Source organism: Oribacterium sp. NK2B42, from assembly GCF_000424445.1.
Taxonomy (GTDB): Bacteria; Bacillota; Clostridia; order Lachnospirales; family Lachnospiraceae; genus Oribacterium.
This window is the reverse complement of sequence record NZ_AUJX01000024.1, coordinates 1-12,308: the sequence shown is the minus strand read 5'-3', so window position 1 is coordinate 12,308 and position 12,308 is coordinate 1. Positions and strand designations below refer to the sequence as shown.

10 protein-coding genes are annotated in these 12,308 nt (G+C 44.0%); 7 read left to right on the top strand and 3 right to left on the bottom strand.

Features of this window, described 5'->3' with window-relative positions; translation table 11 throughout:
• Nucleotides 1-147 precede the first annotated feature (147 nt).
• Nucleotides 148-1,002, bottom strand: coding sequence for a GDSL-type esterase/lipase family protein (locus tag G625_RS0108295; protein WP_029200752.1), 855 nt, complete (start codon nucleotides 1,000-1,002; stop codon nucleotides 148-150).
• Between the two features lie 328 nt (nucleotides 1,003-1,330).
• Here G625_RS0108295 and G625_RS0108290 point away from each other — a divergent pair, with 328 nt between their 5' ends.
• Entirely contained in the window at nucleotides 1,331-2,293 is a 963-nt protein-coding gene (locus G625_RS0108290; protein ID WP_029200751.1) for a GDSL-type esterase/lipase family protein, read from the top strand.
• A gap of 23 nt (nucleotides 2,294-2,316) precedes the next feature.
• Here G625_RS0108290 and G625_RS0108285 read toward each other — a convergent pair whose 3' ends face one another.
• The gene (locus G625_RS0108285) at nucleotides 2,317-3,954 is read right to left on the bottom strand and encodes an ABC-F family ATP-binding cassette domain-containing protein (RefSeq protein ID WP_029200750.1); all 1,638 of its coding nucleotides are present in this window, start codon (nucleotides 3,952-3,954) and stop codon (nucleotides 2,317-2,319) included.
• Between the two features lie 320 nt (nucleotides 3,955-4,274).
• On the opposite strand from G625_RS0108285, the gene G625_RS19000 reads away from it, so the two are divergent.
• Nucleotides 4,275-5,378: a DUF5722 domain-containing protein gene (locus tag G625_RS19000; protein WP_049895807.1), complete on the top strand. Its 1,104-nt coding sequence runs from the start codon at nucleotides 4,275-4,277 to the stop codon at nucleotides 5,376-5,378.
• A 42-nt stretch (nucleotides 5,379-5,420) separates the two neighbouring features.
• On the opposite strand, the gene G625_RS0108275 is transcribed toward G625_RS19000, so the two are convergent.
• Complete coding sequence (locus tag G625_RS0108275) at nucleotides 5,421-6,317, bottom strand: LysR family transcriptional regulator (protein ID WP_029200749.1); 897 nt, start codon at nucleotides 6,315-6,317, stop codon at nucleotides 5,421-5,423.
• A 454-nt stretch (nucleotides 6,318-6,771) separates the two neighbouring features.
• Between G625_RS0108275 and G625_RS18995 the strand changes: the two genes are divergently transcribed.
• From G625_RS18995 to G625_RS18985, 5 genes are all read left to right on the top strand, one after another.
• The gene (locus G625_RS18995) at nucleotides 6,772-8,208 is read left to right on the top strand and encodes a uracil-xanthine permease family protein (protein WP_044932059.1); all 1,437 of its coding nucleotides are present in this window, start codon (nucleotides 6,772-6,774) and stop codon (nucleotides 8,206-8,208) included.
• Between the two features lie 240 nt (nucleotides 8,209-8,448).
• Nucleotides 8,449-9,969, top strand: coding sequence for a substrate-binding domain-containing protein (locus tag G625_RS21185; RefSeq protein WP_049895806.1), 1,521 nt, complete (start codon nucleotides 8,449-8,451; stop codon nucleotides 9,967-9,969).
• Between the two features lie 574 nt (nucleotides 9,970-10,543).
• Nucleotides 10,544-11,008: a ribose 5-phosphate isomerase B gene (rpiB, locus tag G625_RS0108255; protein WP_029200748.1), complete on the top strand. Its 465-nt coding sequence runs from the start codon at nucleotides 10,544-10,546 to the stop codon at nucleotides 11,006-11,008.
• Nucleotides 11,009-11,243: 235 nt separating this feature from the next.
• Nucleotides 11,244-11,474: a helix-turn-helix domain-containing protein gene (locus tag G625_RS0108245; RefSeq protein WP_029200747.1), complete on the top strand. Its 231-nt coding sequence runs from the start codon at nucleotides 11,244-11,246 to the stop codon at nucleotides 11,472-11,474.
• Nucleotides 11,464-12,222 (top strand): BRO-N domain-containing protein, encoded by a 759-nt coding sequence (locus G625_RS18985; protein ID WP_044932070.1) that lies wholly within the window; start codon nucleotides 11,464-11,466, stop codon nucleotides 12,220-12,222. The genes G625_RS0108245 and G625_RS18985 overlap by 11 nt, the downstream gene beginning before the upstream one ends.
• Nucleotides 12,223-12,308: the final 86 nt, after the last annotated feature.

Genomic DNA, 12,308 nt, shown 5'->3' with positions numbered 1-12,308 from the left:
AACACCGGATGAATCGGTGTTTCTTCAGATTCCCGGATGGGGATACATTGATCGGTTTTTCAGATTTCCGGTTATAGAGACGTTTATCGGTGTTTTTTCAGGTATCCACAGATCCATCGAATGAAATGATATGTTTTATACGGAGTTTCAGTTGATTCCTGCGGCTGACATTCTTGCGAAGGCGTAGCCTGTGAGAGCACTCTTCCAGATTTCATATCCGGCAGGGGTTATATGCATAAACTTGTCACTGCAGTATGCCGGATTCAGATCACCATTCTGATCGGCGAGAAGGTCACCAACATTTACAAAGCCCCAGCCATAGGCATTGGCATAATTCTGCATGGCAAGATCAAGCTTTTTGATGTTGGCGCTGGTGTAAGGCGCACCGTTTTTTCCGGGATACATGTAGCTGGCACCGATGATTGTGACATCTGAGTCCGGAACATATTGCTGAAGAGTCTGGATAAGCTGAACGTAAAGCTCAGGGGTGTCAGTCCACTTTTGATCCTTATATCCGAAGTGCAGATAAATATGAGTTGTCTCTCCGGGATGGTCTGCTGCCATGAGCTGAAGTGACTCCCATACAGGACGCTTTGCACCTTTGTACATAGGGGTGCCAGCGTCTTCTATGCTGGCGTCAAAGGCAGAATGAACACAGAAGCCCGGATATGCAAGACTCTGGAAATTACCCATTACCGGATCGGCAGAATTCTTAAGGCACTGAAGGCCCCATCCGCAGCCTATGGAATCCCCTACGATAACTGAATTTTTAAAGTATTGATACAGAAGCTGGTTTTGATGTTCTGTGGCAGTACCTGTAAAAGTATAGATGGCAGCAGGATTGGAAGCTGCAACAGTGGCAGTAATGGAGGGGTCACCTGCAGCAGCGGAGGGTGTCATAACAGAAGGATCTCCGGCAGCTAAAGCAGAAAAGCTTTGCAGGACTGTGATGCCGGTCAAAAGCACTATTGTTGCTAAACTTTTTTTGAAATTGAGTTTCATAAACTACTCCCTTGTTAACTGTCGATCATTTGATTATATTTGCGTTATATATTATTTTAACAGATAATAGTGATTAAATCGAATATTACAACATAATAAGGTATCGGAAAGAATTGTAAGTTACTCTTATGGAAATAGATTTACAATTAATGGGGTAAATCCGATATAATAAGAAAGCGCTGTAAAGTTCCCAAGGTTCAGGATCATTTTTGATCAGGTTGGGGATTAAAAGTCTCAGAGGGAGTAAGCTGCTGATAAGCTTACTTAGTTCGCAAGGTAAGAGTTTATTTTATTTAATGTTTAGGACCAGTGTGAAAAAGGAGATGTAATGAAGAAATCCAGACTTTATATTGCAGGAATAGCTGCTGTACTTTCTTTAAGCATGACAGTTCCCGTATGGGCAGGAGTTGCCGGTCAGGGAATTGACTTCAGCAATACGGAAAGCAATATGATGGGACCGGGACCTATGGCAGGAGTGACCCCAGGAGCTGAAGCCGTTGAGACCACAGCTGCTGTTGTCAATGAAGCAGCCAATAATGTTGCGGGACCTATGGCAGGAGTGACCCCAGGAGATACAGTTAATGATATTGCCGGTACAGCAGCTAACATTATTAATGCTGTCTCAGAAAAATGGGCTCAGAGAGATGTGGCATATCTTACAGAGGAAGAGAAATCGGCTCTTCGAAACTATTTTCAGGGCTCTGTAATAATCGGAGACTCAGTAGCCGAAAATTTCCAGCGTTATAATATATCAGGAGGCATAGGTGATGAGGTAAGTGATAATTTCACATCCCTTGCAGTTGCGGGTTACAGTATCTCAAAAGCCCTTCTCCCGAATGATGGAAAGAATATCCACCCAATGATCCAGGGTCACAGATACAGACTTCCCGAGGCCATCGGAATGATCGGAGCCAGGCATGTTTACAGCTTTTTCGGCTACAAAGATCTTGCTGATCCAAATGCCGCAGATAACTACGAAACACTCCTTAGAGAGATACAGACGGCGAATCCCGGAGTTGATATCAATGTCATCTCCACCACTTATATGACTGCGGCCTCCCAGAAGACCGGCTACAACAATGATTCAGTCCGCATGCTCAATGCTGCCATGAAACAGAAATGTGCTGAAAACGGATGGACCTTTATCGACGTTCAGGAAATAATGAGCGACGGAAACGGAAACCTCCCGGACAGCTGGAGCATTGACCAGCAGATACACTATAACTACCAGTACTATATCTACTGGATAAATGAAATGAAACGAGCAGCGCTAACAAAACTGGGACTTTAATTAGTTAGGTAGAGCGGTCGGTTTTAGTTATCGCTTGCGTCAGCCTCAGAAAGAGTGAAGGTAAATCTCTTCTTGATATCCTCATCAGATGCAAGGTACTCGTCATAGGTCGTCATCTTATCGATGAGGTGACCGTCGATGATCTCGAAGATACGGTTTGCGGTTGTCTCAACTACCTGGTGATCACGGGATGAGAAAATGATAACACCCGGGAAATTCTTGAGACCGTCATTGAGAGCTGAGATAGACTCCATGTCCAGGTGATCGGTAGGCTCGTCAAGGATGATAACATTGGAACCGGAGATCATCATCTTACTGAGCATACATCTTACGCGCTCTCCTCCGGAAAGGACATTAACCTTCTTTAAACCGTCGTCGCCCTTGAAAAGCATTCTTCCGAGGTAGCCGCGGACGAACTGTGTATCCTTGTCAGGGCTGTACTGAGTGAGCCACTCAACGATGGTATCCTCAGACTTGAACTCAGCAGTGTTGTCCTTAGGGAAGTAGGACTGTGTTGTGGTTACACCCCACTTGTAGTCGCCGCTGTCAGGCCCCATCTCACCGGAAAGGATCTGCATAAGAGTTGTCTTTGCAAGCTCGTTAGGACCGACAAGTGCGATCTTATCCGTACGGTTTACGATGAAGGAAATGTTATCAAGAACCTTTACGCCGTTGATGGTCTTTGTAAGATTCTTAACCTCCAGAACGTCGTTACCGATCTCACGGTTTGGCTTAAATACGATGTAAGGATACTGTCTTGAAGAAGGCTTAATGGTATCAAGCTCGATCTTTTCAAGGGCACGCTTACGGGAGGTTGCCTGCTTTGACTTGGAAGCATTGGCAGAGAAGCGCTGGATAAATTCCTGCAGCTCCTTGATCTTCTCTTCCTTCTTACGGTTAGCTTCCTTCTGCTGACGGACGATAAGCTGTGAAGACTCAAACCAGAAGTCATAGTTTCCTGCAAATACCGTGATCTTGCCATAGTCGATATCCGCAATGTTTGTACAAACCTTATTGAGAAAGTAACGGTCGTGGGATACGACGATGACAGTATTTTCGAAATTGATAAGGAACTCCTCAAGCCATTCGATGGAGTTGAGATCCAGGTGGTTGGTAGGCTCGTCCAGAAGAAGGATGTCAGGGTTTCCGAAAAGTGCCTTGGCAAGGAGAACCTTAACCTTCTCTGAGCCCTTAAGCTCATTCATAAGCTTGTAGTGAAGGTCTGTACCGATCCCGAGGCCGTTAAGCATGGTCTCTGCATCGGCCTCGGCGTTCCAGCCGTCCATCTGAGCAAACTCTGCCTCAAGCTCGGCTGCTCTCATACCATCCTCATCTGAGAAATCAGGCTTTGCATAGATGGCATCCTTTTCCTTCATGATGTCATAAAGACGCTGGTTTCCGCGGATAACGGTATCGATAACCGTGCAGTCATCGTACTTGAACTGATCCTGTTCGAGAACGCTTAAACGCTGTCCCGGAGTCATGGTGATCTCTCCGCTTGTCGGTTCCAAAACGCCGCTCAGGATCTTGAGAAATGTTGACTTACCGGCACCGTTGGCACCGATGATACCGTAGCAGTTTCCCTCGGTGAACTTGATATTAACATCCTCAAACAGTGCCTTCTTGCCTACACGAAAGGTAATGTTGTTTGCTGCAATCATTCGCTTCTCCTTTTCTGATGTATGTTGATATAAGTCCTCAGCATGGCTTCGCCGGTTACCGGACTTATACAATAAAAAAGTGGCTTTGGAGCCACTCTTAAACGTCATTAACCTTAGGCATTATATCCGAGACACCGCATAAAAGCAAGGTATTTAGGGGATATAAATCTGCATAAATCCGTAATAATAAGTAAAATTATTTTGTAGGATGTTTGGTGTATAATCATTCCACAGGTAATATTGCACTTATATATGTCGAAATATATTTGGAGAAGATTATTCCGTACATAATTTGGCTTGAATCAATGAAAGGGTAATGTATGAAAAATCACTTTATTAAAAGAGCGGCTGCAATAGTGCTTAGTGGCATCATGACTGCCTCCATGAGCATACAGGCATTGGCATTTTATAACACACCGGAGAGTATAAAGGGTATACATTCCTCCCATGTGACCATGATCCAGGATATGGTGGATCTCGGCTGCAAGCAGGTTATCTTCCAGTTCAATGCAAGCTTCCTGAAGGATGAGTTCCAGATGCAGGGGGTTGACGCCCTGATAGATGCATATAATGCTGCGGATCTTACTGTTACTATAGGGGTTATGAATGACTTCCAGCCTAATGATGCTTTACTTCCGGTTGATCTGTCAGTTTCAAATCTCTATCAGTTTAATACTTTGACTGATATGGGAAAACAGAGAACCGAAGAGGTAGCCAATTCTCTGGCCTACAGGTATAAGGATAAGATATCCAACTGGATTATCGGAAATGAGATCAACAACCAGGTGGAGTGGAACTATCTGGGAGTGTCGGATATAAATGAATATGCCAGGGCTTATGCTGAAGGTTTCCGTATTTTCTACGATGCCATAAAGGCTGCCAATCCCGACGCAAGAGTTTTTATCCCCTTTGACTATAACTGGACTATGTCTGGAGGAGATATGTACTATGCTTCGAGAGATCTTTTAGGTTATCTCAATACATATCTTGCTGATACAGACTATGGTATAGCATGGCATCCGTATCCCCAGGATCTTTCAAATCCGGATTTCATGAATTCTTCACCACTGGCAACAGATGATGCAGATTCAAAGATAGTAAATATGAAGAATCTCCATGTTCTTACCGATTACATGCAGAATCAGGAAATGCTTAGTCCGGAAGGAAAGGTGAGACATCTGATTCTTTCAGAGCAGGGCTTCAGCTCCATCAGAGGTGAGGAGGCTCAGTGCTGGGCAATCATGGAGGCCTGGGAAAAGGCCAAGGAGAATCCTTATGTGGAGGCGTTCCTGCTGAGCCGTCTTGTGGATGCACCTGTGGAAGTAGTTCGGGGCTACGCCTTCGGTCTTTGGAACTCAAATGGTGCCAGCGAAACTCCAACAACCAAGAAGCAGGCCTGGTATTACTATCAGGCGTTGAACTAATTACGAGCGGTCTTTATATTCCGGTTGAACTGTTGCAGGTTATTACAGCAGGCCCTGCTTCACGAGCTTTTCCAGTTCTTTCATTTCTTCGGTGACCCACTTGTCTTTGTGGTAGAAGATCTGTCTGTACATGGTCATGCTGAAATCTGCAGGCTTTATTTCTTTAAGTTCACCGTTACGGATACCCTCCTGTACTGAGAAAGCGGGAAGGAAGGTGATGCCTTTGTTTTCCTTCAAAAGGCGGATGATGACCTCCGTATTTCCGGTTTCAAAGAAAGGACGGATCTGCATGCGGTCTGCGGCCAGATCCTGCTCCAGAGCATATCTGTAATTGGAGTCCTGCTCTGTCAGGAAGAAAGGAAGCTGCAGTAGATCATTCATATGAACATGTCCGGTTTTCTGGTCTTCTCCCGGAATCTCCAGATCCGGGCTTGCCACAAAAATGATGGGTTCCGGTTCCTCAAGAATTTTTATCCAGTTGGAGTCATAAACACGTCTGTCGAGGAAATAAACCATATCCACCAGGTTATGCTCCAGCATGTCTATGAGCTCTTTAGGTGAACCCGTTTTTATTTCCAATGTTATCTCCGGGTGATTGTCATAGAAGTATTTCACCACATTGGGAATCTTATATGTAAGAAGAGATTCCAGAGAGCCTATACGAAGCTTATGTTCCTGCATCTGGGGATTTCCCAGGGCTGTATGGACATCATCAACCCGGCGGAGGATTTCATTGGCGTACTGGAGAAACTCCCGGCCCGGAGGGGTGAGGACAACGTGTCTTCCCACTCTGTCAAAAAACTTTGTATTGAATTCCTGTTCAAGCTGACGTATCTGAATAGTAACCGCAGCCTGAGTATAACCAAGGGACTCGGCTGCCTTACTGAAACTCTGCATCTCTACGATCTTTACGAATGAATTGAGCTGTCTTATTTCCATAATATCTCCATTCTGCATATTTCTGCCGGAGGCACAAACAGTGATGAAAAGTATTTTTCAAACTTTCCTCATCAATTTCAATAAAGTATGGAATAGTATATATAAAAACGGGAGAGCTATCAATCATAAAATAAAAATTATTTATTAAAAATTTAAAAGCTTTAAATTGAATTTTTATTCAATAAAACCTTGTTTCCCACTATTGACGATATAAAAAAGGATGTTAAAATGGTAAAAAATCAAACGAGGGATTTGAAATTAAGATGAAGATACTGATTAAAAGGTCATTGTAAATATCTATCAAGCACGCAAGGAGGGAATATTTCCTCCTAAGCGTGCTTTTTCTTTGCAATGACAAATTATTAAGAGGTCATTCAGAAGAGAAAAAACCTTACTGATATGACTGTAAAGCATCTTGTTTTTATATCCTGCCAGCCAAGGAAGGGGTTAATTAATGAGTAACGAAAAACTTAAGATCGGAGAAGAAGGTATCTATGATGCCAGAAAGCTTGGAACAGGAAAGGTATTGATCCTTGGATTTCAGCACATGTTTGCGATGTTTGGATCAACTGTTCTGGTACCACTGCTCACAGGACTCAGCGTGTCCGCAACATTGCTCTGGGCAGGTCTCGGTACACTTTTGTTCCACCTTATCAGTAAGAAAAGAGTACCTGCATTTTTGGGATCATCCTTTGCATTCCTTGCAGGATATGCAGCAATTGCTCCTAACGGTGAGCCCGATCTCCTGAGATATGCGTGCTTCGGTGTAGCTTGTGCCGGTCTTGTTTATCTGGTACTTGCCACAGCCTTCAAGGCATTTGGTGAGTCAAAGGTAATGAAATATTTCCCGCCTGTAGTAACCGGTCCTATCATCATCGCAATCGGTCTCAACCTTTCAAAGTCAGCTATCGAGAACTGTGCTTCAAACTGGCCCATCGCTCTTGTAGCTATCTTCATAGTTGTTATCTGTAATATCTGGGGACGCGGAATGGTGAAGATCATCCCTATCCTTCTCGGTGTTATAGGTTCATATCTTGTTGCTGCAGTTGCCGGAGCTATCGATTTCTCGCCTGTATCGGAAGCTGCATGGTTTGGACTTCCTTTAAATTACAGCCGTACAGTATTCTCACTTTTCACTGACGGAACCATGAACACTTCACTGCTCATCACTTCAGTGATAACCATCGTGCCTATAGCGTTCGCAACCATGATGGAGCATATCGGTGATATCTCAGCTATTTCTTCAACAGTCGGAGAGAACTTCATCAAGGAGCCGGGTCTCCACAGAACACTTACAGGAGACGGTCTGGCAACAGCTCTTGCATCTCTTTTCGGAGCACCTGCCAATACAACCTACGGCGAGAACACAGGTGTGCTTACACTTACAAAGGTTTATGATCCTATGGTTATCCGCCTGGCTGCATGCATTGCCATCATCCTCAGCTTCTGCCCTAAGTTTGCAGCTCTTATCGAGGTAATGCCGGCGGCTACAGTCGGTGGTATCTCATTGGTTCTTTACGGTATGATCTCTGCTGTCGGAATCAGAAACATCGTTGAAACTAAGGTTGATTTTTCAAAGACAAGAAATGTCATCATCGCAGCACTTATCATGGTGCTTGCTATCGGTGTCAACTACTCCAGTGCCGGCGCCATCATCATCCCGATTGGCGCTATAACGATCAATTTCTCAGGTATCGCAACAGGTTCACTTGTAGGTATCATTTTGAATGCCATCCTTCCGGGTAAGGACTATGCCTTTAAGGACAGTGAGCCTAATGCTACAGGCGTTGACCTTGAGATCGCCCAGGGTGAATCCCTTGTCTGGCAGCTTGCCAAGAAGGCAGGTGCAAAGAACATGGTTGAGGATGGTTCCGAGAAGTCAAAGAACTAAGACGATAACCAAAGAATTGAAGTACTCACGGTTCATTCATAGTCGGATGCTGCTTTCATAGCAGCAATTCGGATATGAATGGAGCTCGACATTTACACTTCAGATTAAAAAATCTTTAAAGATTTATGAGGACCGGTTTTATACCGGTCCTTTTTTAGTATAATGAAACGAGGGTATAATCAGACGGGGACAGGATTGGATAAGATAAAAACCGTTCCCAATGGATAATGGGGGAGATCATTGGATAAGGTTAACGAAACTAAAAAAGAAAATCTCAAGAATGATCATAAAAATACTGTTAAAAAGCCCAAAAGGAAAAGGGTGCAGATAGATCCGGAGTACCAGTGGGAGAGTCTTCAGCATAAATCCATCAGGATGAATGAAAGGAATGTAAATCAGAATCTCCATGATGAGCATGAAAAATCCCATAAAAAAAGACGGCTTACAGAGCATAAGATGATGGTACAGTTTGCCATCGGATGTATCATTTTCTTTGTTTTTCTGCTTTTCTGCATTTTCCTGGGGAAGAGAATCAGATCCGGGATCAATGAGACACAGGAGGTCTCGGAAAGCAGCAGTACAGAGGCAGATGAGAACACTCCGACAGGAGATGAATCCGAAGAAGAAACCACGGCTTCAAAATATCTGATCGAAGAGAATGTGGCGCCGCCCAATGACATTGAAAACCTCGATATCATCGGAGGAAACGGAGAGCTTATAGGCTTCTCCTTCCCGGATCAGCAATGTGAAAAGTGGATGCTTATGGAAAAGCAGATTGATAAGGTGCTTCACGCTTCCGGATATAATGCAGACTTTAAATATGCTGTGGAGCAGCCTCTGGAGGAAGGTCCTTCAGTGGAGGGATTCCATAAGGATAAGCTGGTTAAAAAGCAGATCGAGGATATAGAAGAGCTGGTAAAAGAAGGAGCGGGGATCATATTCGTGGCCCCCGGGGATGTTTCGTCTGAAGCCCTTGCAGCGGAGCTTACACAGGTGAAAAACTCGGGTATCTATGTTATCGCCATCGATCATGTACCCATGGGCACAGACGGTGTAAATTTCCTTTTCGGCTGCGATGACTATCACGTGGGTGAAACCATGGGTAATTATATCGTTGATGCACTGGATCTCAAGCATGCAACAGCTGAGGAGCCAAAGACCGCGGAAATTTTCACGGGAGACATGTCGGATGAGACCCTGTACTTCAGGTTCCCGGGTCTGATGGAAGCATTATTCCCGTATATCGATTCCGGAGCCCTTGTTATACCTTCCGGGCAGATGGAGCTTGAGCAGGTGAGTACATTGGACAACAGTGAGTCTGAGGCCTATGAACGTATGAAGGAGCTTCTTGCCGAGGTTTATACCTCCGGAAATCTTGATGCCGTTATATGTACTGACGATGTGCTTGCGGGGGGCGTATCCAGAGCGATGGCTGAGGCCGTTATGGACGGCACATATGGAGGAAGCATGCCGGTCATAACCGGAGACGGTTCAAGTGAAGAGGCTCTGGACAGGATACTTCAGGGAAAGCAGTCAATGTCTGTGTTTTACGATCCTGCACAGTATGCTTTCAGTGTGACAGAGCTTGTGGATGACATATATCACGGAACGGAGATCGAGATCACGGACGCTGAGATGTACCAGAACGGTATGGTTGTGGTGCCTGCCATAGAACTGGTTCCTTCAGTCGTAACGGCTGAGAACTATAAGGATATGATAGTTGACACAGGATACCTTCATGCGAGGGCATTGTTGGATTGATTACATATCCGAAATAATGTCTTTGAGTCAACTATCAAGTGATGATCAATTGACTTATAACTCGAAAAACTGAGTATGAGTCAAGCAAGAGAGGGATTCAAAATGACTTAAATCACGAAAAACAGAGTATGGGTCAAGTAAGAACAGGGTGCTGTATGACTTAAATCGCGAGAAATGAAGTATGGGTCAAGCAAGGGTAGGGGTCTGTATGACTCAAATCAAGAAAAGCGGAGAATGGGTCAAGCAAGAGCAGGATTCTGTATGACTCAAATCACGAAAAACAGAGTATGGGTCAAGTAAGAACAGGGTGCTGTATGACTTAAAACACGAAAAACGGAGAATGGGTCAAGCAGGAGCATGGTTTTGTATGACTTAAAACACGAAAATCGAAGTATGGGTCAAGTTTGGCTGAATTTTTCTCAGCAGGAACCAAAGGGTGATGTTATAGAGAAATAAAATATCCTATGTTATACTTTTTGGAGAAAAAGCAAATTTAAATGTTTCAGTTCATCCGTCACCAGGGTCCCGGATGAGCTGCTACATTAAAATAGAATTTATAGAATGGAGACCAACTATGAAATTAGTAATAGGAAATGATCACTCATCAGTAGATATGAAGAATGAGATAAAGGAGTATCTCGAGGAGAAGGGAATTGAGATGATCGATGTTGGAACCAATTCAACAGACAGTTTCAATTATCCGATTTCAGGATACCGCGTAGGAAAGATGGTTGCAGAGGGAAAGGTTGACGGCGGTATCGCCATCTGCGGAACCGGCGTAGGCATCAGCCTTGCATGTAACAAGGTTGACGGTGTTCGTGCATGCTGCTGCAGCGAGCCTTATTCTGCTGAGATGAGCAAGCGTCACAATAACGCAAATGTTATATGTTTCGGCGCAAGAGTTATCGGTATCGAGACAGCAAAGCAGATCGTTGATGCCTGGATCAATGCAAAGTTCGAGGGCGGACGCCATGAGACCCGTGTGAACATGATCATGGAGATCCAGGATACACAGAAACTTAAGGCAGCGGAGGAATAAGAATTAAAGAAATGAGGTTAGGTTAGTACCTTTACATCTCGGATTAGGAACAAAAGTCCTATGACATTTGCAGGATTAGATGCAAATGTCATAGGACTTTTTGTAATTGTTGCAAAAGAGGCACGACTTTCGGAGACGATATAATGTTATACTTGTGTAAAAAAATGTACGTTGTTAACGTATATATGCTGTGCTATACTTTAATAAAGTATAAAACTGTTTAGGAGACAATGATATGGATATTTCAGATAGAATAAAGGAATTACGAAAGAAAACAGGATTATCACAAAGCAAGTTTTCTGATAAATTTGGGATCCCTGTAAGAACCCTTCAACAATGGGAGCAGGGAATTAGTGCACCTCCGGAATATTTGGTCAGAATGATGGCGTACATTTTGCTGTTTGAGGAAACCGGGTCAATAAAAGGTGAAGAACTGATAGGAGAAAAACGTGAAGATGACAAATGATAAAGTTCAGTTATTTGAAAACCAGCCGATAAGAACAGCGTGGATAGAGGACGAAGAAGAATGGTATTTTTCAATTGTAGATGTGGTTGGTGTTCTTGTTGAAAGCAAAGATCCAACATCATATTGGAGAAAACTGAAACAGAGGCTGAAAGAAGAAGGAAATGAAACCGTGACAAATTGTCACGCTTTGAAAATGACTGCCCAGGATGGGAAGAAAAGATTTACTGATGTGGCAAATACCGAGCAACTTCTTCGCTTGATCCAATCTATCCCATCAAAAAAAGCTGAGCCATTTAAGATGTGGCTGGCACAGGTTGGCAGGGAGCGAATTGAGGAAGTAATCGATCCGGAGCTGACAATTGAGAGGGCACTTGAAACCTATGCCGGGAAAGGCTATTCAAGGGAGTGGATCAATCAGCGACTGCAGGCAATCCAGGTAAGAAAAGAGCTTACAGACGAGTGGGATAAGCGTGGCGTAAAGAAAGGCGCAGAATACGCAATCTTGACAGATGAGATTTCAAAAGCCTGGTCCGGTATGACAACACGACAATACAAGACGTTTAAAGGACTGAAAAAAGAAAATCTTCGGGATAATATGTTTACTCTTGAATTGGTACTTAACATGCTTGCAGAGGCGACAACCGCTGAAATATCCAAGCAGAAACAACCTGAAACATTTGAAGAAAACAGACTTGTCGCAACCGAGGGTGGAGCAGCTGCAGGTGAAGCAAGAATTTCCGTTGAATAATTGCCGCCGCATTCTCGTGACTACTACTATAAAGATGGTCATGAAACATAGCAGCCAGTTATGAGCATGGCCATCTTGTTGCTTAG

What these genes read in the sequence shown, in the direction of transcription:
- G625_RS0108245 (WP_029200747.1), top strand. Translation starts at nt 11,244, where the DNA reads ATGGATATTTCAGATAGAATAAAGGAATTACGAAAGAAAACAGGATTA.
- G625_RS0108275 (WP_029200749.1), bottom strand. Translation starts at nt 6,317, where the DNA reads ATGGAAATAAGACAGCTCAATTCATTCGTAAAGATCGTAGAGATGCAG.
- G625_RS0108295 (WP_029200752.1), bottom strand. Translation starts at nt 1,002, where the DNA reads ATGAAACTCAATTTCAAAAAAAGTTTAGCAACAATAGTGCTTTTGACC.
- G625_RS0108285 (WP_029200750.1), bottom strand. Translation starts at nt 3,954, where the DNA reads ATGATTGCAGCAAACAACATTACCTTTCGTGTAGGCAAGAAGGCACTG.
- G625_RS18995 (WP_044932059.1), top strand. Translation starts at nt 6,772, where the DNA reads ATGAGTAACGAAAAACTTAAGATCGGAGAAGAAGGTATCTATGATGCC.
- G625_RS0108290 (WP_029200751.1), top strand. Translation starts at nt 1,331, where the DNA reads ATGAAGAAATCCAGACTTTATATTGCAGGAATAGCTGCTGTACTTTCT.
- G625_RS18985 (WP_044932070.1), top strand. Translation starts at nt 11,464, where the DNA reads ATGACAAATGATAAAGTTCAGTTATTTGAAAACCAGCCGATAAGAACA.
- rpiB (WP_029200748.1), top strand. Translation starts at nt 10,544, where the DNA reads ATGAAATTAGTAATAGGAAATGATCACTCATCAGTAGATATGAAGAAT.
- G625_RS19000 (WP_049895807.1), top strand. Translation starts at nt 4,275, where the DNA reads ATGAAAAATCACTTTATTAAAAGAGCGGCTGCAATAGTGCTTAGTGGC.